Origin of the sequence: Klebsiella sp. K5-45 (genome assembly GCF_030128605.1) — a bacterium.
Lineage (GTDB): Bacteria > Pseudomonadota > Gammaproteobacteria > Enterobacterales > Enterobacteriaceae > Klebsiella > Klebsiella quasipneumoniae.
This window is the reverse complement of the sequence record NZ_JAKUZW010000013.1, coordinates 1-25,197: the sequence shown is the minus strand read 5'-3', so window position 1 is coordinate 25,197 and position 25,197 is coordinate 1. Positions and strand designations below refer to the sequence as shown.

The window sequence follows — 25,197 nt, the reverse complement described above, 5'->3', positions numbered from 1 at the left end:
TTAGCCCGTTTCTGCTTCTCCAGATATTGTTCAACTTTTAGGGTGCTGTTCAGAAGGACAAGGTATTACGGCGCACCGGATAACGAGCAAATTACACCTGATAAAAACGAAGAAAAAGCAGATCTTTGCTGAGAAATACGCTTCTGCGAGCCGCTTTCCACAATGCGATCGCGGCTTTATTCGGTATATCTTTTTCGCAATAACCAGGCTATAACACTGGATATTAACCCAGTAAAAGGGACTTGCCATGACGTTGGAAAAAGGGATTGCTTCGCTGGTTGAGGAGTTTATTGCTGCGGGGCGGCCATCATCGCGAGAACAGAGTATTGATGACCGGAGAAACGGCTATCTCGCCAGCGCCGTTCTCGCAGGGGAAACAGAAACGCGGGTGCAGGTTGAAGACATCGCGCTCGATGGCATGACCTTGCGCGTCGTCTCGCCGCCAAAAAGCAACGGCTTACTACCCACCATTGTGTATTATCACGGCGGCTGTTTTGTCAGCGGCGGCTTTGCCACCCACGACAATCAGCTCCGCCAGCTAGCCTGGTTCAGCGGTTGCCGGGTGATCGCCGTGCAGTACCGCCTGGCGCCGGAGCATACCTTTCCGGCGGCGCACGATGACGCAGAACAAGGTGTCATGATCATCCACCGGCACGCGGAGCAGCTTGGCGTTGACGCCTCACGCATCACACTGGCTGGCGACAGCGCCGGCGGGCACCTCGCTCTGGTAACGGCCCTGCGCCTGAAAGCGAATGCGGCGTGGCAACCCGCGCAACTAATTCTGATTTATCCCATGCTCGACCCCACCGCCAGCATGGCGAGCTACGTCAGCAACGGCGCTGACTATGTGATTACCCGGGACACGTTGTTGAGCGGCTATGAAATGTACCTCGCCTCGACGCCAGCGAACCATCCGGATGCCAGTCCACTCTGGCGCGACGATTTTCACGGTCTGCCGCCGGTGCATATTCTGACGGCGGAGTTCGATCCTTTACGCGACGAGGGCGAAGCGCTGCATCGAAGGCTGATGGCGCAAGGGGTGGAGAGTTCCTGTCAGCGCTATCTGGGGGTGATCCACGGCTTCTTTCAGCTGGGTGGGATCAGCCGCGCCGCGCGAGATGCCATGCGGGATATCGCCTGGCGCTTAGCATCGCCAGGACGATAACCGCCCGCGGCTTACTCTTCCTCGTTGCCGCCCTCTTCGTAAGAGCCAAAGGGCTTCGCCGGCAGCACGATGTAGATCCCCTCGAAAACGGCGCCCTGTTTATCGTCGCCAAAAAGCTCCACCTGCATTTGCACGCGGGCTTTACGCCCACGCGCCAGACGGTCGAGATCGCCGCTCAGCGAACCGAGGTCGGCGATGGCGCTGGGGCGGCCGCTAATGGGCTGACTGTAGCGGATATGCGCATCCGCCAGAATGATGGTGCCCCCCAGGTGCCGCTCGCGCAGCATCAGCCAGATAAGCCCCCATCCGGTTAAGGTAGCGAGCGAGAACAAACTGCCGGCAAACAGCGTGTGGTGCGGATTCTGATTTCCCGCTTCCGGCATGGTGGTAATAAATTTCTGCCCGGTGTACTGCTGGATGCGCACGCCCATTTTTTCACTCAGCGGGATATGCTGATACCACGCCTGCTGTAGTTGCGCGCACCAGTCGCCACGGTGGAGAATGTCGTCCAGCGATGCGACCGGCTTAATCATCAGGAAATGACGGATCGGCGTGGTGGTCGGGGTGGTGATCTCCCCCTGATTGATAAAGCCGAGCTTGGCGAAAAACTCCACCGCATCTTCGCGAGCGCTACAGGTGACCCGCTTAACCCCTTCCTGACGCGCGACGGACTCCAGGGTCATCGCCATCAGCGTACCCAGCCCTTTATCCTGCACCGAGGGATGAACGGCCATAAAGCGAATGGAGGCTTCATTCTCTGCATTGATATATAGCCGGCCGACAGCCACCAGGTTGCCCTCTTCATCCACCACCATCTGATGATGTGCCATCGCATCCCAGGCGTCACGTTCCGAACCCTTAGGCTGATGCAGCGGCTTACGCAGCATCTCCCAGCGGAACTGATAGTAGCTCTCTAACTCTTCTGCTGTTTGCGGTACACGAAGGTGATACATAGTCGTACTCTCTTTTGTTACCCGCAGCCTGCCCGGAAGCTGGGTCATACTTGCAACCAAAAGGTCACGGGACCATCATTGACCAAAGAAACCTGCATATCCGCAGCGAATCTTCCGGTCTGGGTGTTCATTTCCTGCTGGCGACAGCGGGCGACGAAATACTCATACAGCGCCTCAGCACGGTCAGGAGCGGCGCCTTTCGAGAAGCTTGGCCGCATTCCCCGCTCGGTATCCGCCGCCAGCGTAAATTGCGAAACCACCAGCACGCTGCCGCCCGCCTGCTGAACGTTCAGGTTCATTTTCCCCTCCGCATCGCTGAAGATGCGGTAGCCCAGCACGCGCTCGCAGAGGCGATTCGCTTTTTGTTCATCATCGTCTTTTTCGACCCCCAGCAGCACCAGAAGCCCCGGGCCAATTTCGCCCGTCACCTCGTCCGCCACGGTAACGCTTGCACGGGATACGCGTTGAATTAATGCAATCATGGTTGTTCTGTTTCTTCTGTTTTAAGTTTGCGGTATTCACCGAGAGTGACAGTAATTTCAGCGCCAAGCAAGACGATACACCAGGTCCAGTACACCCAGACGAACAAAATCGGCACCACCGAAATCACGCCATAAATGAGCTGATAGGACGGAAAGGTGGTGATATAGAGGGCAAACGCTTTTTTACCTGCCTCAAACAGCAGCGCCGCCACCAGCGCCCCGATCACCGCGTCGCGGTTACGTACCTGGGTGGTGGGTACAATACTGTAGAGCAGCCAGAATGCCGCCCAGGAGAGGATCAGCGGGAAAAGGCGGAGCAGATTATCAATTACGCCGTCCAGGTCGCTTGCCCAGCGCAGCGACAGCAGATAGGAACTGATCGCCAGGCTGGCGCCCGCCAGCAGCGGACCAAGGGTCAGGATCATCCAGTAAACGGCAAAGGAGTAAACTTTGGGGCGACTGCGCGTGCTGCGCCAGATGGTGTTTAGCGCGCTGTCGATCGAGTACATCAGCAGCAGCGAGGTGACGATCAGGCCAAAGGCGCCTACGGCGGTCATGCGGCTGGAATTGGCGACGAACTGCTCGATATATCCCTGGATCACATCCCCGGTCGCCGGAATGAAATTGGCGAAGATAAAATGGCGGATCTGCACGCTGACTTCGGAGAACATGGGGAAGGCCGCAAACAGCGCGAACACGACGGCAATCAGCGGCACCAGGGACAGTAATGACACATAGGCGAGGTTCCCCGCCAGGGTCGTCATATGGTCTTCATCAATACGCCGCCACAGCAGCTTTAGCCACGCCAGCAGCGGCCGGGTATGGTGGAGTAATTTTTGATGAACGGTTCTTAGCATAGCTGTTTCGCGAAATAGTCAGGGATGGTCTTCTTCCCGGTCACCAGAATGCTGGTGATCCCCAACCGGTTAGCCCCTGCTACATTATCGACGTTATCATCAAAAAAGACCGTATCTGCGGCGGAAAAGCCCTCTTCGTCCAGTACTCGCTGATAAATTTGCGCTTCAGGCTTACGCATTCCCATCTCCTGTGACAGATAGATGCGATCGGCGGCAGCGCGCACTTCCGGGTATTCATCCGGCCAGAACGTGGTGTGAAGACGATTGGTATTGGAGAGCACCACCACGCGATGGCCCTGGGCACGCAGTTTTTGCATGATCGCAATCACTTCCGGACGCAGCGCGACAAACACCGCCTGCCAGCCGTGAGCAAACTGCTCATAGCTGAGGGACATATTCATTTCATGACACATGGCGGCGGCAAAGTCTTCATCGCTGAGCTCGCCGCGCTCATGCTGATGGAAAGCCTCTCCCATGGTGAAATGCTGCTTCAGCGTCGCCAGCGGGATGCGGGTTAAATCGCTCCAGGCCCCCAATACCCGGTTGAAGTCAATGTCGACAATCACATTACCTAAATCAAAGATATAGAGCATTTTCGTCTCCTTCCGCGCCGTGGAAAATTAACTTTAGCGGGAAAGATGAGGTTTGACTATGCATAAACCTGAAACAACAAGCCACTCGCGAACAAAGCCGCATAATGCGGCTTTGAATAAGCAGAATCAGGCTGGCGGTTATTCTGTCGCAGCGCGCAGCGTTTTCCTGCCACCGCGAATGCGTTTAACCAGCATGACCGAAACGAACGCGCCACAGAGCGCAAAGCACGCCATGATGCCAAAGACTATCTTGTAGCCTGTCAGACCAGGGTTGAGATCGAGAATGTAGCCATACAGGCTGTAGCAGAACATGGCCGGTGCGTAGCCAATGAAACTCCCCAGCGCCATGGCGGCGCCGGTCCGGTTCTCCGCGATGTTGGCTTCACCGATCGGGGCAAAGAAGACCGCTCGCTGGGTAAACACAATTGCGCCAAATCCCAGGGTGCAGATCATGCCGAGGTAGACTGGCATGCTTTCGTGGGGCAGCAATATTAACGCCACCAGGGCTACGGTGCTGGCACAAAAGGTATAGAAGAGATATTTGCTTGGCGACTTGAGGATTTTATCGGCTATCAGGCCGCCAATCGGCCCACCCACCATTTTCAAACAATACTGGTTAATGATGCCGTAGGCGCCCACCAGCGCCACCGGCAACAGGTAGATATTTTTCAGGAAGGGAATAAAGAAAGTGAGCCCACAGTAAACCGCATAAACAAAGAAGACGTTGAATGCGATAAGCCAGATGGTTTTATCTTTTAAGACCGAAGAGATGCTACTTTTCTCTGTGGCGCTGTCGACGGTAGCTTTCTCAGGCGCATCCTCATCCTTTTCTTTCAGCATAAAAAACAGCATGATCCCGACAACAATCACGATCAGAGCGTAGAACCAGATCCCGGCTTTAAACCCCAGCAAACCGCTGCCAAACCAGGTGAAAATAGCCAGGGCAGAGAAAGCAATAATCGTGTCGACAATCCCCCGCCCGGTCTCAAAGAAACCAAACAAACGCCCCTGCTGTTCGCTGTTGCCCAACCGGCTTACCGACTTTAATAGCACCGGCCAGTTCATCATGTCGCAGGTAACGCCAAAGAGAGCCCAAACAAAGAGAATTCCCCAGTAGCCTGGCATAGTCGTCAGATAGATCCCCAACAAGCCTGTCGCAATCAGCGATAGCGACATGGTGTAGCGGCGAGGCAGTTTATCGGCAAAGTAAATTGACAGGAAAAAACCAATCGTGGTCACCACGGAGTTCACCGACATGGCATTGCCTATCTGGCCATTAGTCAGATGGAAATAGTCCTGCATCGGAATATAAAAAGCATCTTTCAGAGAAGGCAGTTTATAAATGGTGCCACCGCACAGGGTTAATAAACTGAATATAGCCCATTTCTTTTTTGTGAGCATAAGTTCCCCTAATGATTGAACATCATTTGGTTTAAGGAAAATAACAGACCATCATCATTTATTAAAAATGATGTCCCGGCATAACGAATTATTAGTAAATTTAGTGTGCCAGCGCCGTAAGCGCTTCGTCTTTTATTCTCTGCAACGTCTCTTTGACATAATGGAGCTGCGCTATCGCATCCTCTTTTTCTTTTAGCAGTCGCGCTTCAAGCTGATCGGCGTCTGGCAGTGGGGTTTCGCTCATTTGTCGCCAGGGGATCCACGGGTTGTCCCCCTCCGAGGCAAAACGGAACGGGGGGGCATAGTAATCCACTTCTTCTTCCAGACCGTATGCCATGACCTGCGGATGATCATCACCAAGACAAATTAATTCCGTCAGCAGCGCCTTAAACGGCATATCGCCCTGGCCTGAATTACAGGCCCGATGCCCAAGCCCACCGTTCTCAGTAATAATACAAGCGTCTTTGATATGAACCTGCGTAATGTAAGGTGACATCAACGCTAACGCCTCAAGCGGTCGCTCATTAGCGTTGATCATATTGGCGAAGTCAAAAAGGAGCGATAGCGATGGCATCTCGCTTTGTTTAATTAAATTCACCAGTTCAGCGCTTTTGAGATCTTCATGTTGCTCAAGGGTGAAGGTCAGGCCGGTATGGCTATAAGCCTTTTTAATGTATTGAATATCTGCTGAAATTTTTTCCATTACGTCATGTAAATGGCCTTCATAACGCGGATAAAAACGAACGGAAGTCGCTCCTGTTTTTAAAGCGATAGTCGCGGCCTGATCGATGGTCTGTTTATCGGAGGCGCTGGTTTCGATGTGAATATCCAGCTGCAACGCTTTCGCTTTGTCAGCAAACCCGGCTAACTGGGCATCATTCATATTGCTCAGCGAATAACGCTCACCATCAAGAACGTGTATTTTCACCCCCTTTAAATGCAGACTATCTGCAATGGTCAGTAAATCATTAGGTAAAATACGTTCAAGCCGCATATTCAAATGATAGGCATAAGCATGAAGGTAGAGTGGTATATTATCAATACGGGAAAGGATCTTCCCGGCGTTATCTTTAGTGACCATAAAATACCTACAAGTTAATAAACAGATCCACAGCCTCAAATCGCCAGTATTCGAGATCTATTTGCACAATATTGCCGGCACTATCGGCACGGTGTTTTTCTATCAGAATAGCCGGCAGACCTGCAGAGCCACCGATGAATTTGCTCACATCGCCCGACATTCTGACGGGTCTAAAAGCCAGTTTTTTTATCACCACAGGCTTATGATATTCACGCTCCCAGACGGAGGAAAAAGACTGGTTCTTCAACCGGTCAATAAAATCTGGCGCGACGTTAGGGTTGATAAAAGTCTCGTGGTAGAAAACTTTATGCCCTTCCAGCGCTCCCCAGCCGGTGACCAGATATAAATCATCAGACGGAGTGACATCCAGCAGGGGTTTAGCGGCGTCGGGATAGTCTCGGGTTCGCTGTTTTTCAATAAAGCCCCACGAGGGTTCTCTTCCCTGCTCAATGGCGGCCCGCTGAAAGCTCGCGGGGAGCTCAGGACTGTAGTTAAAACGCGGCTGCGCGACAAACCATCCTTTCCGGTCTTTACGAAAGATCCTCGATTCCGCTTCCAGGCTGAGCAGCGCCTGACGCAGCGTCATGCGTTTGATCCCCAGCAGTTCGCCAAGCTCTCTCTCTGAAGGCAGTTTTCCACCCGCAGCCGTCAGCCCTTGCTTAAGCCACAGATCCAGTTTCTCTTTTGCATTTTCGACAGTAGAAAGATTTTCAGTCATTGTTTAATCCACTTGGTTTAAACCAGATGACTCATCTTACTCTTCTGCAAAAAAAGAAAGCAATTCCTCGGACAAACTTTAGGTATAAATGTGACCAGGGTCTCCTGGAGGCCCCGGGTTAGCGCAGCGATTGTCAGATCTCACCCATAAAAAAACCCCGCCGGAGAGGCGGGGTTTAGCGAACAGCAAGAAGAATCAATTACTCTTCTTTTGCACCGCGCATTGCGCGTTTACGGTCGTTCTCGGTCAGGTGACGTTTACGAATACGGATAGAGGTCGGAGTGACTTCTACCAGTTCGTCGTCATCGATGAACTCCAGAGCCTGCTCCAGGGTCATCTTAACCGGCGGAACCAGAACCGTGGCTTCGTCAGTACCGGACGCACGCATGTTGGTCAGTTTTTTACCGGTCAGGCAGTTTACCGTCAGGTCGTTAGAACGGCTGTGAATACCGATGATCTGGCCTTCGTAAACTTCCGCACCGTGACCGAGGAACAACTTACCGCGATCCTGCAGGCCGAACAGCGCGAACGCTACCGCTTTACCCTGACCGTTGGAGATCAGCACGCCGTTGTTACGCTGGCCCACTTCGCCCGGACGAACGTCGTCGTAGTGGCTGAAGGTGGAGTACAGCAGACCGGTACCGGAGGTCATGGTCATGAACTCTGAACGGAAGCCGATCAGACCGCGGCTTGGGATCACGTAGTCGAGACGTACGCGGCCTTTTCCGTCCGGATTCATGTTTTTCAGGTCGCCTTTACGCTCGCCCAGCGCCTGCATAACAGAACCCTGGTGCTGTTCTTCGACGTCCAGCGTCACGTTCTCGAACGGCTCTTGTTTACGGCCATCGATTTCACGGAAGATAACTTTCGGACGAGAAACCGCCATCTCGAAACCTTCGCGACGCATGTTTTCAATCAGAACGGACAGATGCAGTTCACCACGGCCGGAAACGCGGAACGCATCAGCGTCTTCGGTTTCTTCAACGCGCAGCGCCACGTTGTGCACCAGCTCTTTGTTCAGGCGGTCCAGAATCTGGCGAGAGGTAACGAACTTACCTTCTTTACCGCAGAACGGAGAGGTGTTGACGTTGAAGAACATGGAAACGGTCGGCTCATCAACGGACAGGGCCGGCAGCGCTTCGACATTCTGCGGGTCGCAGATGGTGTCGGAGATGTTCAGCTCGCCCAGACCGGTGATCGCGATGATGTCGCCAGCTTCAGCTACGTCGCTCTCGATACGCTCAAGCCCCAGGTGAGTCAGCACTTTACCGACTTTACCGTTACGGGTTTTGCCTTCGCTATCGATGATAGTGACCTGCTGGTTCGGCTTCACTTTACCGCGTTTGATGCGGCCGATGCCGATGACGCCAACGTAGTTGTTGTAGTCCAGCTGGGAGATCTGCATCTGCAGCGGACCGTCAAGGTCAACGTCCGGCGCCGGCACGCGATCGACAATCGCCTGGTACAGCGGGGTCATGTCGTCAGCCATGTCTTCGTGGTCCAGACCCGCGATACCGTTCAGCGCGGACGCGTAAACGATCGGGAAGTCCAGCTGTTCGTCGGTCGCGTCGAGGTTAACGAACAGGTCGAACACCTGATCGACAACCCAGTCCGGACGCGCGCCCGGGCGGTCAACTTTGTTGATGACCACGATCGGCTTCAGACCGTGGGCAAAAGCTTTTTTGGTCACGAAGCGCGTTTGCGGCATCGGGCCATCAAAGGCATCTACCACCAGCAGCACAGAGTCAACCATGGACATAACACGCTCAACTTCACCTCCGAAGTCGGCGTGCCCAGGGGTATCAACGATGTTGATACGGTAATCATTCCATTTGATTGCGGTGTTTTTCGCGAGGATGGTAATCCCACGCTCTTTCTCCAAATCGTTGGAGTCCATCACACGTTCTTGTGCTTCAGTACGTGCGTCGAACGTACCGGATTGCTGTAGCAGCTTGTCAACCAGGGTAGTTTTACCATGGTCAACGTGCGCGATGATGGCGATATTACGCAGATTTTCGATCACAACTTTGCCTCAGGCATTAGAAATAGCGCGTTATTGTACACGTATTAAGCGAAGGACTGAACAGGATCACAAACATCCTCCGCAAACAAGTATTGCAGAGTTTCTTTGTGACCGCTTTCACGGAGCGATAAAAGGGCACCGTAACAAAAATTGCACCAAAATGGTGCTCAATGTTCACACTGAGGCACTATTTTGGTGCATTATCTCCATCATGGTGCAGTCCTTTTGCACTATGGTGCGCATGATACAGCGTTTTATGGGGCATTTAAAAGTTGGCACAGATTTCGCTTTATATTTTTTAAGGCAACAACGCCACTTTTAAGCAGTATGAAGTTTTCGTTACCACGACGACAATGACCAATCCGGGAGAGTTTAAGTATGTCCGCTGAACACGTTTTGACGATGCTGAACGAGCACGAAGTGAAGTTTGTCGATCTGCGCTTCACCGATACCAAAGGTAAAGAACAGCACGTCACGATTCCGTCTCATCAGGTAAATGCCGAATTCTTCGAAGAAGGCAAAATGTTTGATGGCTCCTCGATTGGTGGCTGGAAAGGTATCAACGAATCTGACATGGTCCTGATGCCGGACGCTTCCACCGCGGTCATTGACCCGTTCTACGAAGAACCGACCCTGATCATCCGCTGCGATATCCTCGAGCCAGGCACCCTGCAGGGCTATGACCGTGACCCGCGCTCCATCGCGAAACGCGCTGAAGAGTACCTGCGCGCTACCGGCATCGCTGACACCGTCCTGTTCGGGCCAGAACCAGAATTCTTCCTGTTCGACGACATCCGTTTCGGCGCCTCTATCTCCGGCTCCCATGTCGCGATCGATGATATCGAAGGTGCGTGGAACTCCTCCACCAAATACGAAGGCGGTAACAAAGGTCACCGTCCGGGCGTGAAAGGGGGTTACTTCCCGGTTCCGCCAGTAGACTCTTCTCAGGATATCCGCTCCACCATGTGTATGATCATGGAAGAGATGGGCCTGGTTGTTGAAGCTCACCACCACGAAGTGGCTACCGCAGGTCAGAACGAAGTGGCAACCCGCTTCAACACCATGACCAAAAAAGCGGACGAAATTCAGATTTACAAATACGTTGTTCACAACGTCGCTCACCGCTTTGGTAAAACCGCGACCTTTATGCCGAAACCAATGTTCGGCGACAACGGCTCCGGCATGCACTGCCATATGTCTCTGGCGAAAAACGGGACTAACCTGTTCTCCGGCGACAAATACGCAGGTCTGTCTGAGCAGGCGCTGTTCTACATCGGCGGCGTAATCAAACACGCTAAAGCCATCAACGCCCTGGCGAACCCGACCACCAACTCCTACAAGCGTCTGGTCCCGGGTTACGAAGCGCCGGTTATGCTGGCTTACTCTGCCCGTAACCGCTCTGCCTCCATCCGTATTCCGGTGGTGACCTCTCCGAAAGCGCGTCGTATCGAAGTGCGCTTCCCGGACCCGGCTGCTAACCCGTACCTGTGCTTTGCGGCGCTGCTGATGGCTGGCCTCGATGGTATCAAGAACAAAATCCATCCGGGCGAAGCAATGGACAAAAACCTGTACGATCTGCCGCCGGAAGAAGCGAAAGAGATCCCGCAGGTTGCCGGTTCTCTGGAAGAAGCCCTGCAGGCCCTGGATGCTGACCGCGAGTTCCTGACGGCTGGCGGCGTATTCACCAATGATGCTATCGATGCTTACATCGCCCTGCGTCTGGAAGAGAACGACCGCGTACGCATGACTCCGCATCCGGTTGAGTTCGAACTGTACTACAGCGTCTAATTTTGCTGTAAATCCAGGGTATGTCGTGTTGTGGCGCGGGATGCCCGGGATATTTTGTTGCCGTGGAAACTTTCAGCCCATCTCAGGATGGGCTTTTTTCTCCACCAACACGCTGATCTCGCGAGCTTTTTACCGATAAAAAGCTATACTGCACTAAATTGGTGCACTCTTTTTCAGGAGACTGTCGAATGGCAACAGGCACACTGCCCGATGCTGGGCAGATCCTCAACTCTCTTATCAACAGTATCTTACTGGTCGATGATGACCTGGCGGTGCACTTTGCCAACCCTGCGGCGCAGCAGTTGCTGGCGCAGAGTTCGCGCAAGCTGTTTGGCACCCCGTTACCTGAGCTGTTGAGCTATTTCTCATTAAATATTGGGCTGATGCAGGAGAGTCTGCAGGCGGGCCAGGGTTTTACCGATAACGAAGTGACGCTGGTTATCGATGGCCGCTCGCATATCCTGTCGCTGACCGCCCAGCGGCTGCCGGAAGGCTTTATTCTGCTGGAAATGGCGCCGATGGATAACCAGCGCCGCCTGAGCCAGGAGCAACTGCAGCACGCGCAGCAGGTCGCCGCCCGCGATCTGGTCCGCGGCCTGGCGCACGAGATTAAAAACCCGTTAGGCGGCCTGCGCGGCGCGGCACAGCTGCTCAGCAAAGCCCTGCCCGACCCGGCGCTAACGGAATATACCAAAGTGATCATCGAGCAGGCCGACCGGCTGAGAAATCTGGTCGATCGCCTGCTCGGCCCACAGCATCCGGGCATGCACGTTACCGAAAGCATCCACAAGGTCGCCGAACGGGTAGTGAAACTGGTCTCGATGGAGTTGCCGGACAACGTGAAGTTGATCCGTGATTACGACCCCAGCCTGCCGGAGCTCCCCCACGACCCGGATCAAATTGAACAGGTGTTGCTGAACATCGTCCGTAATGCGCTGCAGGCGCTGGGGCCGGAAGGGGGCGAAATTGTTCTCCGCACCCGGACCGCTTTCCAGCTGACGCTGCACGGGGTGCGTTATCGCCTCGCCGCCCGTATTGACGTCGAAGATAATGGCCCGGGTATTCCGCCCCAGCTCCAGGATACGTTGTTTTATCCGATGGTCAGCGGCCGCGAAGGCGGTACTGGCCTGGGCTTATCTATCGCCCGCAGCCTTATCGATCAGCACTCCGGCAAAATTGAATTCACCAGCTGGCCGGGTCATACCGAATTTTCGGTATACCTGCCTATTCGGAAGTAGAGGTGTTTATGCAACGAGGGATAGCCTGGATCGTTGATGACGATAGCTCCATCCGCTGGGTGCTTGAACGCGCGCTCACCGGAGCCGGCTTGAGCTGCACAACGTTCGAAAGCGGCAATGAGGTGCTAGATGCCCTCACCACCAAAACCCCGGATGTACTGCTGTCAGATATCCGTATGCCGGGAATGGATGGTCTGGCGCTGCTCAAACAGATTAAGCAGCGTCATCCGATGCTTCCGGTCATCATAATGACCGCGCATTCCGATCTGGACGCCGCGGTCAGCGCTTATCAGCAGGGCGCGTTTGATTATCTGCCCAAACCTTTTGATATCGATGAAGCTGTCGCCCTCGTCGACCGGGCGATTAGCCACTATCAGGAGCAGCAGCAGCCGCGAAATGCGCCGATAAGCAGCCCCACCGCCGATATCATTGGCGAGGCGCCGGCCATGCAGGATGTCTTTCGCATTATTGGCCGTCTGTCGCGCTCATCCATCAGCGTGCTGATCAATGGCGAATCCGGTACCGGTAAAGAGCTTGTCGCTCATGCCCTGCATCGCCATAGCCCGCGCTCAAAAGCGCCGTTTATCGCGCTGAATATGGCGGCGATCCCCAAGGACCTGATTGAGTCCGAGCTGTTCGGCCATGAAAAAGGGGCCTTTACCGGCGCCAATACCGTCCGTCAGGGTCGCTTTGAACAGGCTGACGGCGGCACGCTGTTCCTGGATGAAATTGGCGATATGCCGCTGGATGTCCAGACTCGTCTGCTGCGCGTTCTGGCGGATGGCCAGTTTTATCGCGTGGGCGGCTACGCGCCGGTGAAGGTCGATGTGCGGATCATCGCCGCCACCCATCAGAATCTGGAGCAGCGGGTGCAGGAGGGGAAATTCCGTGAAGATTTATTCCACCGCCTGAACGTGATCCGGGTGCATTTGCCGCCGCTGCGCGAGCGTCGGGAAGATATTCCACGTCTGGCCCGCCATTTTCTGCAGATTGCCGCCCGCGAGCTAGGTGTTGAAGCCAAACAGCTGCATCCGGAAACGGAGACAGCGCTGACCCGCCTGGCGTGGCCGGGCAACGTTCGCCAGCTGGAAAACACCTGTCGCTGGCTCACCGTCATGGCCGCCGGCCAGGAGGTGCTGACGCAGGATCTGCCGAGCGAACTGTTTGAGACCACCATTCCTGATAGCCCGACGCAGATGCAGCCAGACAGCTGGGCGACGCTGTTGGGTCAGTGGGCCGATCGGGCGCTGCGTTCCGGTCATCAAAACTTGCTTTCAGAAGCGCAACCCGAAATGGAACGCACGCTGCTGACGACCGCCCTGCGTCATACTCAGGGACATAAACAGGAGGCTGCGCGCCTGCTGGGATGGGGTCGTAATACCCTGACGCGTAAGCTAAAAGAGTTGGGTATGGAGTAGGGTTAAACGGCGTGATGAAAAATAGCCGATCAGCGCAAAGTGCTGCTATTTTGTACTTTACTGTTCCGATGAGTTGAGTATGATCGTGCCCGGCATTAGGGGAGAGCATCATGTTTGAATCACTGGTGAGTATGATATCGAGCGGCGCCGCTGCGAGTCACACACCACAAACGGCAGTCGCTGCCGTTCTGTGCGCTGCGCTGGTCGGGCTGTTCAGCTAATTGTTCCCCCTCTCCTGCGAGAGAGGGGGAAAACATTAAATCACCCTTGAGAACTGCTGCATCCGAGCCTTTTGCCGCAGATAGGCATCAAAGCACATACAGATGTTGCGGATCAGCAGGCGGCCTTTCGCCGTTACCTGGATAGCCTTACTCTCCACCACCACCAGCCCGTCATGCGCCAGCGGCGCCAGCAGTTTCAGGTCCTCAGCAAAATAAGACTGAAAATCCACGGCCCACTGCGCTTCGACTGCATCAATATCCAGACGGAAGTTACAGATCAACGCCTTAATTACGTCGCGACGCAGACAGTCGTCCCGGGTTAACGCGATCCCGCGCCACAGGGCGTTCCCTTGCTCTGCCACCTGCTGGTAGTACTGCTTTAGCTCTTTTTGGTTCTGGGCGTAGCTGTCGCCAATCATGCTGATCGCGGACACGCCCATCCCCAGCAAATCGGTATCGCCCTGAGTGGTGTAGCCCTGGAAATTGCGATGCAGTACGCCGTGACGTTGCGCGACCGCTAATTCATCATCAGGACGCGCGAAGTGGTCCATGCCGATGAACTGATAGCCTGCCGCCGTCAGCGAGCCGATGGTCTCCTGGAGGATCTCCAGCTTCTGTTCAGCGGAGGGCAGATCGGCATCTTTAATTTTGCGCTGTGCGGCAAAGAGCGTGGGCAGATGCGCGTAGTTAAACACGCTCAGGCGGTCAGGATTGAGCTCGGCGACCTTTTGCAGGGTAAAGGCAAAGCTCTCCGGCGTTTGTTTCGGCAGGCCGTAGATGAGGTCGATATTGGTCGAGGTAAATCCAATCTCCCGCGCATGACGGAGCAAATCAAAGATGAACGCTTCGTCCTGTTCGCGGTTAACAAGACGCTGAACCTCTTTATTAAAGTCCTGCACGCCCATACTCAGGCGGTTGAATCCCTCAGCGCGTAAATGATCGAGGACATCCAGCTCGATTTCACGCGGATCGACCTCGATGGAGATCTCGGCTTCGGCGCTGAAATGAAAATGGGTACGCAACAGATCCATCAGGCGACTGATTTGCGCCTTGTTGAGATAGGTCGGCGTGCCGCCTCCCCAATGCAGTTGCTTAACCTGACGGTTGGCAAACAGCGGCGCACGGTGGATGATCTCCTGTTCAAGGAGATCGAGATACTGATCGGCCTTATGCTGCTGGCGGGTGACGATCTTATTGCAGCCGCAGAAATAACACAGCTTATGGCAAAACGGGATATGCACGTACAGCGACAGGGGACGCTGTGGGTAACGGGCCACAGCAGCATCGAATTCCGCCGCGCCGAATTGTGGTGAAAACTCGAGCGCGGTGGGATACGAGGTATAGCGCGGCCCGGAATAGTTATATTTCTGGATCAGGGCCAGATCCCAGTCGATTATCTGCTCAGACATGCTCACTCCTTCCGATGGTGCCGCCGACGGGTACGCCGTCCCGGCCCCACCGCACCGCGGGTCATGAGCCGGTTGCGCAACCATTTCTGACGCCGCGACAACCGTCGTAGTTTAACGAATAACCACAGCAGATAACATATAACCAGAAGGGTTATAAGCAGTACCGGGAATCCGATGGGATGCAAATGTTAGTTTCCACCCTTCAGCAGACGCATCATATCTTCCTGACGCTCTTCCTCTTCTTCATCTTCGTCATCGTAAGAGAGGCCGAGCTGCTGCATCAGCTCATCAATGCGATCCAGTTTGGCATCCACCCAGCTCTGCTCTTCAGCATTCAGGGTACCGCCCTCTTCCAGACGTTCCAGCAGCGCGTCCAGGCGCTCATCATTCTCCAGCAACTCCAGCTCAGCCTGCGGTGAAAGCATAGGTTTCTCGCTCTTTGGTTTATGCTGCTTGGGAGCTGGAGCGCTGCTTTCGCTCACGCCCAGCGGGATGGGTTTTTTGCTGCCCACGCGTGGATCTTGCGCCTGGCGCTGTTTTTTACCTGCTGAAGCCGCATCGCCGCCGTTCGCGCGACTACCTGCCGCGTGGCCACGATGTTTCTTCTGCCGTTTGCGATCGCGAGCTTCCTGATTTAACTCTTCACGCGACTTGCGGCCGGATTTGCCACGGGTGGCGGATGTCGGTTTTTTCATGGTGTGTAATCTTCAGACAGTATTATTCAGTATAGAATTGAGGCGGAATCTAGCAGAAAGCAAGCAAAGAAAAAAGGCGACAGATTACTCTGTCGCCTTTTTCCTCACTGACCACCCTTAACGGGCTCTTCTTTCCCTGTTCGCTAACGACTTACCCTGTCTTTCCCTTAGCGTCCAACGGTCCCTGTCTCTTCCTTTTCCCTTTGAAACGTTTCCAAAACGCGCGTCATCCTGACAATCCTGTGGTCTTCGCCTCCTGGCGCTTCCTGACCCCTCGTCCTGAGTCCTCATCCTTTTCAGCATCCCCGCCGTTGTGTATTACTTTACCCTGTTGACAAAAATCGACAACCAGTCTGGCCGTTAAAATTCCACTTTTCAGATTTCTCTATTCTTGTAATCTATTTATTTTCAGTAGGTTATAATTTATTAGTCTTATTTTTCTCAGGCATGTCCTATACGAAGAATAGCCAATGTCTCACAAAGTGCATGGTTTTTACTTACAGAACCGGCGTGCGGTAAAAACAGCCTTTTTCTGCTGTTCAGGTATAATCCCTGCCATAGCCTGTTTTAACGGAGACGACCGTCTTGACCAACTGGAATTATCAACTGACGCACTTTGTCACTAGCGCGCCAGATATCCGCCATCTTCCTGCCGATACCGGTATTGAAGTGGCATTCGCCGGCCGCTCCAATGCGGGAAAATCCAGCGCGCTGAATACGCTGACCAACCAGAAAAGCCTGGCGCGGACCTCCAAAACTCCCGGACGTACACAGCTGATTAACCTGTTCGAAGTCGCCGAAGGCAAACGCCTGGTCGACCTTCCCGGCTACGGTTATGCGCAAGTCCCGGAAGAGATGAAGATCAAGTGGCAGCGCGCGCTGGGAGAATACCTGGAAAAACGCCTGTGCCTGAAGGGCCTGGTGGTCCTGATGGACATTCGCCACCCGCTTAAGGATCTCGATCAGCAGATGATCCAATGGGCGGTAGAAAGCGATATTCAGGTGCTGGTGCTGCTGACCAAAGCCGATAAGCTCGCCAGCGGCGCGCGTAAAGCGCAAGTGAATATGGTGCGTGAAGCGGTGCTGGCCTTCAATGGCGATGTTCAGGTTGAACCCTTCTCCTCGCTGAAAAAATCTGGCGTGGATAAGCTGCGACAGAAGCTGGATAGCTGGTTTAACGAAATCCCGCCGCAGGAAGCAGAGAGCACCGTAGACGAGTAATCGTCACCAACAGCCGGATAAGAGCGTGCCGCGCCTTGTCCGGGTTCCTCTCCAGCGTCAAGCACAAGCGCGTCCTTCTTTTTGCCACTTTTCTTTCGCGCAATAAAAAACGCCCCGGTCATAAATGACCGGGGCGGCTAAAATATTCAGCCAAATCCGATTACGTGAAGTAAAAGGTCTGAAAGATAGAACATCTTACCTCTGTACCCTACGCGAATAACTTTACTCTTCTTTCGCTCACGGATAAAGCATTTTTTGTAGTTTTTTTTCACTATTTACATAGCAAATTCAAATGATCCTCACAAAACTCTATAAGTTATGTTGCTTACTTACAGAAAATCGCGTTGTGCTTTGTATACTTAGTGCGCTTGATCCCAGTTTTCTCCGCTGCCCACTTCCACCAGCAACGGTACCGCCAGCGTAGTGCTGTTCTCCATCAGTTCGTGGATCTTTTTCGATACGGCATCGAGCTCGTCCTTATGCACTTCAAAGACCAGTTCATCGTGAACCTGCATGATCATTCGCACGCGAGGTTTCTCACTCCGCAGCCATTCATCAACGGCAATCATCGCCCGCTTGATGATATCCGCAGCCGTCCCCTGCATCGGGGCGTTAATCGCCGCACGTTCCGCACCGGCACGACGAGCGCCATTGCTGGACTTGATATCCGGCAAATAGAGTCGACGGCCATCCAGCGTTTCAACATACCCTTGCTCCTTCGCCTGTGCGCGGGTGCGCTCCATATACTCCAGGACGCCCGGATAACGCTCGAAATAAAGATCCATGTACTTCTGCGCTTCTTTACGCGGGATGTTCAGCTGGCGGGCCAGGCCAAAGGCGCTCATGCCATAGATCAGACCGAAGTTGATAGCTTTCGCACTGCGCCGCTGTTCGCTGCTGACGCTGTCCAGCGGTAAGCCAAACACTTCAGCCGCCGTCGCCCGGTGAATATCCTTCCCTTCCGCGAAGGCGGTCAGCAGGCCTTTATCCCGCGACAGGTGCGCCATAATGCGCAGCTCGATTTGCGAGTAGTCCGCCGAGACAATAACGTAATCTTCTGGCGCGATAAACGCCTGGCGAATACGGCGCCCTTCTTCGTTACGCACCGGAATGTTTTGCAGGTTTGGATCGGTAGACGACAAACGGCCGGTGGCGGTAACCGCCTGATGATAGGAGGTATGTACGCGGCCCGTTTTGGGATTAATCATCAGCGGCAGCTTATCGGTATAGGTCGACTTCAGCTTCGCCAACCCACGGTACTCCAGAATCACTTTCGGCAACGGATAATCGAGCGCCAGCTCTTCCAGTACCTCTTCAGAGGTGGACGGCGCACCGCCCGGCGTCTTCTTCAGCGGCTTGATACCCTGTTTTTCAAACAGGATCGTTTGCAGCTGTTTGGTGGAGGAGAGATTAAACGCTTCCCCGGCGATCTCATGCGCCCGCTGCTCCAGCTCAACCAGGCGCTGGGCTATTTCCTGCGAGTGCGCATGCAGCACGGCGGGGTCGATTTTAACGCCGTTGCGCTCAACGCGTGACAGCACCGGCACCAGCGGCATTTCAATGTGCTGGAAGATATTCAGCGGACCTTCATGCTGCTGCAGCTTCGGCCACATTTTCAGATGCAACTGAAGCGTGACGTCGGCATCTTCCGCCGCGTAGCGACCCGCCTCTTCCAGCGCAATCTGGTTAAAGGTGAGCTGATTCTTACCCTTACCAGCGATCTCTTCGAAGGTAATCGTTTTATGTTTCAGCCAGCGGTCGGAAAGACTGTCCATATCATGGCGGCCCGCCACGCTGTCGAGAATGTAAGATTCCAGCATGGTATCGAACGCAATCCCGCGCAGCTCAATGTCGTAATTAGCCAAAATGCCGCGATCGTATTTGAGATTTTGCCCAACCTTGAGCAGCTTCTCATCCTCCAGCAGCGGTTTAAGCAGCGCCAGCACGCGCTCGCGCGGGATCTGATCCGGCGCATCAAGGTAATCATGGGCTACCGGGACATAGGCGGCCACGCCCGGCTCAACAGCGAATGAAAGGCCGACCATGTTGGCGGAGATGTTATCCAGGCTGTCGGTTTCCGTATCAAAGGCAAAGAGCGGCGCTTGCTTCAGCTTATCGATCCAGGTGAGCAGCGTAGCCTCATCAAGGATGGTGACATAGTGCTCTGCTGAAAGTGCAGTAGCGGCCTCAACCTCTGCTTCCGCTTCTGCCGCTGCTGCAGGCACTGCAGGTTTCGCAGCCGGTTTGCCCCCCTTAGCCTGCAGCCATTTTCCGGCTTCAACGTCGGTGGTCCAGCGCTTAAACTCATACTGTCTGAACAGCGCCAGCAGATCGTCTGCCGCCGGCGGCTGCACCTCCAGCTCTTCGCAAGTGAGCTCCAGCTCGACGTCGGTTTTGATGGTCGCCAGCTGATAAGAGAGATAAGCCACCTCCTTGTTCTGCTCCAGCTTCGCCGCCATCGTTTTCGCGCCGCGGAAGCTCAGTTCAGCGATCTTCTCCGGTTCCGCATACAGCGTATCGAGGCCGCCGAGGCCTTGCAGCAGCGCCTGGGCGGTCTTTTCGCCCACGCCCGGCACGCCAGGAATGTTATCTGAGGAGTCGCCCATCAGCGCCAGGAAATCAATAATCAGCTCTGGCGGGACGCCGTACTTGGTAACCACCTCATCCGGCCCGAGGATAGTGTTGGTCATGGTATTGATCAGGGTGATCCCCGGCGTCACCAGCTGGGCCATGTCTTTATCGCCGGTACTGATCAGCACCGGACGTCCAGCCCTTTCCGCTTCCCGCGCCAGGGTGCCAATCACATCGTCAGCTTCGACGCCCGGGACCGCCATCAGCGGCAGCCCCATCGCTTTCACCATCTTATGCAACGGCTCAATCTGCGCGCGCAGATCGTCCGGCATCGGCGGGCGGTGAGATTTGTAATGTTCGAACAATTCATCACGGAATGTTTTCCCTTTCGCATCAAAGACCACGACGGCATGAGTCGGTTGATACTGCAGAATCAAACTGCGCAGCATATTCAGTACGCCGTACATAGCCCCGGTGGGCTCCCCTGCGCTGTTAGTCAGCGGCGGAAACGCATGATACGCCCGATAAAGATAGGAGGAGCCGTCAACGAGGATGAGAGGGTTTTCTGGGATCTGAACCATAATTTCCGTGCCTGTTTATCAGATTATGGATAAAGGATGCCACAGACGGGCATGAAATCCTGAATTTTTCCCGCATTTCGCGGAAAAGATTCAACGATCCTCGCGATCGCGCGACAACTTAGCTTGTGGATAACTTTGTGCATAGTTTTACAACGTCAGCTTATCCGCCCCTGAAAATAAATGAATAAATAGCATTAATTATTATTTATCAATAACTTAAAATAAGATCAACGATCCTGGCATGAATTTGATGACCTAATCTTCCATGTGGATAGAAGATCCTTGTTTTTTTCTGTTCTGGTAAGACCCGTCATTTGCCGCGTTTTCTGGTAAAATCAGCCTCTTGCGCAGCTTAAAGGCGCTCTTTGTCAGCCTAACTTTCTGAATAAACTAACTATGTCGAGATTACTCGCTGCGATAACACTTCCGCTGAGTATCGCCTTAACCATCTTAGTCACCGTTATCTGCTCTGTACCGATCATCGTCGCCGGGCTGATTAAACTGCTGGTCCCCATTCCAGCGGTATGGCGCTCTATATCCGTTTTTTGCAATTTTATGATGTACTGCTGGTGCGAGGGGCTGGCGCTGCTGTTGCATCTCAATCCCTGGCTAAAATGGGACGTCCAGGGTCTGGAAGGCCTGAACAAAAAGAACTGGTATCTGCTGATCAGCAACCACCACAGCTGGGCAGATATCGTGGTGCTATGCGTGCTGTTCCGCAAGCATATTCCGATGAATAAGTACTTCCTTAAACAACAGCTGGCGTGGGTACCGTTCATCGGCCTCGCCTGCTGGGCGCTGGATATGCCTTTTATGCGCCGCTATTCGCGCAGCTATCTTATTCGTCACCCGGAACGCCGCGGTAAAGATGTCGAAACCACCCGCCGTTCATGTGAGAAATTCCGCTCGCACCCAACGACAATCGTCAATTTCGTGGAAGGCTCGCGTTTTACCGACGTAAAAAAGCGCGAGACGCGCTCCCCTTACGACAATCTTTTACCACCGAAAGCGGCGGGTATTGCCATGGCGCTCAATGTTCTCGGCTCGCAGTTCGATAAACTGCTGAACGTTACGCTGTGCTACCCGGAAAATCATGCAAGGCCGTTTTACGACATGCTAAGTGGCCGACTGACGCGCATTGTGGTTCGTATCAATCTGGTACCGATTGGCGAAGAGCTACACGGCGATTACGTCAACGATAAGAACTTTAAGCGTGGTTTCCAGCGCTGGCTGAATGGGCTATGGGAAGAGAAAGACCGTCAGTTAACTGACATCATGCGGGACAAAGCAAGGAAGTCACGGCAAAGTAGATAAAAAAAAGCCGGTCAGTGACCGGCTTTTTTTTTATTTCTTCTCAACCAGCTGCTTCACGGTATCCGCATACTGAGCGACGAAGACATCCATATTGCTGGTGTCCATCCCCTGCGGGTTCAGCTGGTACTTACCATTGACGTACATAGCCGGTACCCCCTGCAGCTGCAGATCGGCTGCCGCTTTCTCCTGCTGAGCGACCAGAGATTTCACCACGAAGCTGTTCCATGCGGCATCGTAGTCTTCCCCTTTCACGCCAGCGTCGACGAACACTTTACGAATGTCAGCCAGGCTCTGTACGGTCTGGTTTTTCTGCACCGCTTCGAACATCGGCGCCGTAATTTTATCTTCAACGCCCAGCGCGATGGCCACAGCCCATGCCTGCGTCAGCTCCTTGCCCAGCGGCCCCAGGAACTCGACATGGTATTTGGTCATTTTGGTGCCTTCTGGCAGTTTCTGGCGCACGCTGTCAGAGACATGCAGCACTTCTTCAAACTGATAGCAGTGCGGGCAGTAGAATGAGAAGAATTCGAGCACCTGCGGCTCGCCAGCAACCGGCTTATCAAGGGTGATGTACTGCTTGCCGTCGGTGATCTGGGCAGCGGATGCACTAAAAGCCAGAATCATACCAGCCAGCGCCAGCCAAACTTTTTTCATGATTTACTCTCTCCTGGATATATCACATTAATACATTGGCGTTAACTGAAGCGGGGGTTCCTGTAGAACCTTCACCTGCTCGAGAAAAGTAGACGTCTGCCCTCGCCAGTAATCCTCCCCGGTTAACCAGGGAAAATTAACCGGAAATGCCGGATCGTCCCAGCGTCTGAGCAACCACGCCAGATAATAAACCAGTCGCATGGCGCGTAAAGGTTCAATAAGCGCGATTTCATCGCTGTTAAAGGGGCTGAATTCCTCATAGGCCTCGACGATGGTCTCCAGCTGCATACGCTGTTCAGCCTTATCGCCGTTGAGCAGCATCCACAGATCCTGAATCGCCGGGCCGGTTCGCGCATCGTCTAAATCAACAAACAGCGGCCCATCGCGCCAGAGGATATTGCCTGCATGGCAGTCACCATGCAGGCGCAAAGTAGTCCCGCCACCGTGCCATTGCGTCATGACGGCAGCGATGAGTTTATCGGTCGCCTTCAGGAAATAGGCCTTCAGGCCTGAGGGGATAAGCGTCGACTGTTCAAATACCTGGCGTGGTTCCAGCAGATATTCCTGCACGCCAATCTCCGGACGCGCAGAAAAGCGCTGTTTGCGCCCGGTCTGGTGCAGGCGCCCCAGATAACGGCCAACCCACTCCATCTGATCAAGGTTATCCGCCTCGAACTGTCGGCCGCCAAGGCTTGGGAAAACGGCAAAATAAAACCCCTGGTGCTGATGAAGCGTACTGTCGTTAAATAACAGCGGCGCAGCAACGGGCACTTCATCTTCTACAAGCTGAAGCGCAAACTGGTGTTCTTCAAGAATTTGTGCTGCCGACCAGCGCTCAGGACGATAGAACTTCACCACATAACGATGACGCTCTTCGTCCTGGAACTGATAAACGCGGTTCTCATAGCTGTTCAGCGGGGTAAGACCGGAGTCCACCCGCATACCCAGATCGAAAAACCCATCGATAATGGTATCCGGGCGAAGCGTCTGAAAAGTAAAAGCCTTATCGTGCATCCTGACATCCGATAATCGTACGAATAGTTCAGGATATCATCTCATTGCGCTTTACGCGGCAGCGCTTACAACCTTTTACTCTTTTATTACGCCGCGGGCGCGCAGCAGCGCGGTTTTAAAGTCCTCTTCATAATCCTTCTGAATACCCGGGATGACAGCATCTTTGGAAGAGTCGCGCATCTTCAGGTGATAGATCAGAATATCGTCGGAAAGATCGCTCAGTTCGCCATCATAGCCGGCCTCTTTCGCCAGCTTCTGCAAAAATTGCATCAGGTTCAGTTCAGGCTCTTTTTGCCAGGCTGGCTGGAGGAGTTCAATTACTTCATTCAGACGTTTACATTTCATGGTCATGCTCCTTACTCTTGATAGGGACAAGTTAACAGGGTCAATCCCACAATGAAAGAGGCGATATTCATATGCAAAGCGAGGCGATAACCGGCGTCGTGCTGGCGGGCGGCAGGGCCACGCGGATGGGCGGCATTGATAAAGGATTACAGGCGCTAAATGGTCGCCCTCTCTGGCGACACGTCGCGGAAGCATTAGCCCCGCAGGTAGATGAGTTAGTCATTAGCGCCAATCGTCATCTTGAACAGTGGCGTGCCAGCGGATATCCGGTCTTTCGAGACATACAGGAGGGTTATCAGGGGCCGCTGGCCGGAATGCTTGCTGTGATGCAGCAGGTCGCGAGCCCATGGTTTGTTTTTTGCCCCTGCGACACGCCGTTCATTCCGTCCTTTTTGGTGGAGCGCTTTATCCAGCAGGGAGGGGACGCACCGGTCGTTTGGGCCCATGACGGCGAACGGGATCATCCTGCCGTTGCATTAGTTCATCGTCAAATCATTCCGGAACTGGAGGCTTATCTGGCACATGGAGAGCGCAGGGTGATGTTTTTTATGCGACAAATGGGTGGGCGCCCGGTGAATTTCAGCGATGTGAAAACTGCTTTCATTAATGTAAATACGCTCGAAGATTTGCAGCAGATGCAGGAGCCATCATGATCCCATTACTGGCGATCGCCGCATGGAGCGGTACCGGAAAAACAACATTATTAAAGCGTCTTATCCCTGAGCTTTGCGCTCTAGGATTACGCCCGGGACTGATAAAGCACACCCATCATGATATGGACGTGGATAAGCCGGGCAAAGATAGCTATGAACTGCGTAAGGCGGGCGCTGCGCAAACTATTGTCGCCAGCGAACAGCGGTGGGCATTGATGACCGAGACGCCCGAGAAGCCGGAATTAGATCTCACATGGCTGGTTAGTCGAATGGATGCCAGCAGACTGGATCTGGTTTTGGTCGAGGGTTTCAAGCATGAAGCAGTGCCTAAGATCCTGCTTTTTCGGCAAAACAGCGGCCATTGTGTGGAAGAGTTAACGACTGATGAGCATACGATCGCCGTGGCCAGCGATGTATCGATCGCGACCTCACTTCCGCTGCTGGATTTAAATAATATTCCGCAGATTGCGTCATTTATTGTCGGCTGGTTAGCGAGGCAGTAGCAGGTATTCAGGCGATTTTTTTCCCAAAGGCGGTGCTGCGCCCCCTGGCCGGGCGACCGGGGCGTAGCCCCATGTCGGATCAGTAGCCCCGGTAAGCGCAGCGCCACCGGGGAGGCATGCCGGCACCCTCCCCGGATGACACAAACGCAAAAAAGCCCAGTCTTTCGACTGGGCTTTCTGCTTTATTTGATGCCTGGCAGTTCCCTACTCTCACATGGGGAGACCCCACACTACCATCGGCGCTACGGCGTTTCACTTCTGAGTTCGGCATGGGGTCAGGTGGGACCACCGCGCTAGTG

Annotated in this window: 23 protein-coding genes and 1 rRNA gene; 9 read left to right on the top strand and 15 right to left on the bottom strand. The window is 54.0% G+C overall.

Annotated elements, in window-relative coordinates; translation table 11 throughout:
- The first annotated feature begins 247 nt into the window (after positions 1 to 247).
- Entirely contained in the window at positions 248 to 1,165 is a 918-nt protein-coding gene (locus MKS11_RS22965) for an alpha/beta hydrolase (protein ID WP_004203629.1), read from the top strand.
- Between the two features lie 11 nt (positions 1,166 to 1,176).
- On the opposite strand, the gene fabY is transcribed toward MKS11_RS22965, so the two are convergent.
- From fabY to typA, 8 genes are all read right to left on the bottom strand, one after another.
- A complete protein-coding gene (gene fabY, locus MKS11_RS22960; RefSeq protein ID WP_025999202.1) occupies positions 1,177 to 2,118 on the bottom strand; it encodes a fatty acid biosynthesis protein FabY in 942 nt (313 codons plus the stop codon).
- A gap of 44 nt (positions 2,119 to 2,162) precedes the next feature.
- Positions 2,163 to 2,600: a D-aminoacyl-tRNA deacylase gene (dtd, locus tag MKS11_RS22955; protein ID WP_004203627.1), complete on the bottom strand. Its 438-nt coding sequence runs from the start codon at positions 2,598 to 2,600 to the stop codon at positions 2,163 to 2,165.
- Positions 2,597 to 3,457: a virulence factor BrkB family protein gene (locus MKS11_RS22950; RefSeq protein WP_004203625.1), complete on the bottom strand. Its 861-nt coding sequence runs from the start codon at positions 3,455 to 3,457 to the stop codon at positions 2,597 to 2,599. The genes dtd and MKS11_RS22950 overlap by 4 nt, the downstream gene beginning before the upstream one ends.
- Entirely contained in the window at positions 3,451 to 4,050 is a 600-nt protein-coding gene (gene yihX / locus MKS11_RS22945; RefSeq protein WP_284109711.1) for a glucose-1-phosphatase, read from the bottom strand. The genes MKS11_RS22950 and yihX overlap by 7 nt, the downstream gene beginning before the upstream one ends.
- A 138-nt stretch (positions 4,051 to 4,188) precedes the next feature.
- Positions 4,189 to 5,451, bottom strand: a complete 1,263-nt coding sequence (locus MKS11_RS22940) for an MFS transporter (RefSeq protein ID WP_048293950.1) — start codon at positions 5,449 to 5,451, stop codon at positions 4,189 to 4,191.
- 100 nt (positions 5,452 to 5,551) lie between these two features.
- A complete protein-coding gene (locus MKS11_RS22935; RefSeq protein WP_017899840.1) occupies positions 5,552 to 6,532 on the bottom strand; it encodes a sugar phosphate isomerase/epimerase in 981 nt (326 codons plus the stop codon).
- Positions 6,533 to 6,539: 7 nt separating this feature from the next.
- Positions 6,540 to 7,250 (bottom strand): GntR family transcriptional regulator, encoded by a 711-nt coding sequence (locus MKS11_RS22930; protein WP_017899841.1) that lies wholly within the window; start codon positions 7,248 to 7,250, stop codon positions 6,540 to 6,542.
- A 199-nt stretch (positions 7,251 to 7,449) separates the two neighbouring features.
- Entirely contained in the window at positions 7,450 to 9,273 is a 1,824-nt protein-coding gene (gene typA / locus MKS11_RS22925; RefSeq protein WP_002882755.1) for a ribosome-dependent GTPase TypA, read from the bottom strand.
- Positions 9,274 to 9,651: 378 nt separating this feature from the next.
- Here typA and glnA point away from each other — a divergent pair, with 378 nt between their 5' ends.
- The 4 genes from glnA (at position 9,652) to MKS11_RS22905 (ending at position 13,938) form a co-directional block, all read left to right on the top strand.
- A complete protein-coding gene (glnA, locus tag MKS11_RS22920) occupies positions 9,652 to 11,061 on the top strand; it encodes a glutamate--ammonia ligase (RefSeq protein WP_004203622.1) in 1,410 nt (469 codons plus the stop codon).
- A 188-nt stretch (positions 11,062 to 11,249) separates the two neighbouring features.
- Positions 11,250 to 12,299, top strand: coding sequence for a nitrogen regulation protein NR(II) (glnL, locus tag MKS11_RS22915; RefSeq protein WP_004203621.1), 1,050 nt, complete (start codon positions 11,250 to 11,252; stop codon positions 12,297 to 12,299).
- A gap of 8 nt (positions 12,300 to 12,307) precedes the next feature.
- Complete coding sequence (gene glnG, locus MKS11_RS22910; protein ID WP_002882749.1) at positions 12,308 to 13,717, top strand: nitrogen regulation protein NR(I); 1,410 nt, start codon at positions 12,308 to 12,310, stop codon at positions 13,715 to 13,717.
- Positions 13,718 to 13,827: 110 nt separating this feature from the next.
- Positions 13,828 to 13,938, top strand: a complete 111-nt coding sequence (locus tag MKS11_RS22905) for a YshB family small membrane protein (RefSeq protein ID WP_004152951.1) — start codon at positions 13,828 to 13,830, stop codon at positions 13,936 to 13,938.
- A 35-nt stretch (positions 13,939 to 13,973) separates the two neighbouring features.
- Here the strand turns inward: MKS11_RS22905 and hemN are convergent, their stop codons facing one another.
- Together hemN and yihI are read right to left on the bottom strand one after the other, a co-directional pair.
- A complete protein-coding gene (gene hemN, locus MKS11_RS22900) occupies positions 13,974 to 15,347 on the bottom strand; it encodes an oxygen-independent coproporphyrinogen III oxidase (RefSeq protein WP_004203620.1) in 1,374 nt (457 codons plus the stop codon).
- A gap of 188 nt (positions 15,348 to 15,535) precedes the next feature.
- Complete coding sequence (gene yihI, locus MKS11_RS22895) at positions 15,536 to 16,042, bottom strand: Der GTPase-activating protein YihI (RefSeq protein ID WP_002882743.1); 507 nt, start codon at positions 16,040 to 16,042, stop codon at positions 15,536 to 15,538.
- A 585-nt stretch (positions 16,043 to 16,627) separates the two neighbouring features.
- Here yihI and yihA point away from each other — a divergent pair.
- Positions 16,628 to 17,263: a ribosome biogenesis GTP-binding protein YihA/YsxC gene (gene yihA, locus MKS11_RS22890; protein WP_017899842.1), complete on the top strand. Its 636-nt coding sequence runs from the start codon at positions 16,628 to 16,630 to the stop codon at positions 17,261 to 17,263.
- Positions 17,264 to 17,622: 359 nt separating this feature from the next.
- On the opposite strand, the gene polA is transcribed toward yihA, so the two are convergent.
- Complete coding sequence (gene polA, locus MKS11_RS22885; RefSeq protein ID WP_004203617.1) at positions 17,623 to 20,415, bottom strand: DNA polymerase I; 2,793 nt, start codon at positions 20,413 to 20,415, stop codon at positions 17,623 to 17,625.
- A 396-nt stretch (positions 20,416 to 20,811) separates the two neighbouring features.
- Between polA and MKS11_RS22880 the strand changes: the two genes are divergently transcribed.
- The gene (locus MKS11_RS22880; protein ID WP_032425949.1) at positions 20,812 to 21,729 is read left to right on the top strand and encodes an acyltransferase; all 918 of its coding nucleotides are present in this window, start codon (positions 20,812 to 20,814) and stop codon (positions 21,727 to 21,729) included.
- A 30-nt stretch (positions 21,730 to 21,759) separates the two neighbouring features.
- On the opposite strand, the gene dsbA is transcribed toward MKS11_RS22880, so the two are convergent.
- The 3 genes from dsbA to MKS11_RS22865 form a co-directional block, all read right to left on the bottom strand.
- A complete protein-coding gene (dsbA, locus tag MKS11_RS22875; protein ID WP_004203613.1) occupies positions 21,760 to 22,383 on the bottom strand; it encodes a thiol:disulfide interchange protein DsbA in 624 nt (207 codons plus the stop codon).
- Positions 22,384 to 22,410: 27 nt separating this feature from the next.
- Positions 22,411 to 23,397 (bottom strand): serine/threonine protein kinase, encoded by a 987-nt coding sequence (locus MKS11_RS22870; RefSeq protein WP_284109710.1) that lies wholly within the window; start codon positions 23,395 to 23,397, stop codon positions 22,411 to 22,413.
- Between the two features lie 75 nt (positions 23,398 to 23,472).
- Positions 23,473 to 23,742, bottom strand: a complete 270-nt coding sequence (locus MKS11_RS22865) for a YihD family protein (protein ID WP_002882612.1) — start codon at positions 23,740 to 23,742, stop codon at positions 23,473 to 23,475.
- Positions 23,743 to 23,813: 71 nt separating this feature from the next.
- Between MKS11_RS22865 and mobA the strand changes: the two genes are divergently transcribed.
- Entirely contained in the window at positions 23,814 to 24,395 is a 582-nt protein-coding gene (gene mobA, locus MKS11_RS22860) for a molybdenum cofactor guanylyltransferase MobA (protein WP_064178634.1), read from the top strand.
- Positions 24,392 to 24,898 (top strand): molybdopterin-guanine dinucleotide biosynthesis protein MobB, encoded by a 507-nt coding sequence (gene mobB / locus MKS11_RS22855; protein WP_032455444.1) that lies wholly within the window; start codon positions 24,392 to 24,394, stop codon positions 24,896 to 24,898. Before mobA ends, mobB begins: the two co-directional genes overlap by 4 nt.
- A 191-nt stretch (positions 24,899 to 25,089) precedes the next feature.
- On the opposite strand, the gene rrf is transcribed toward mobB, so the two are convergent.
- Positions 25,090 to 25,197: ribosomal RNA gene (rrf, locus tag MKS11_RS22850) — 5S ribosomal RNA — on the bottom strand; the annotation flags it as partial.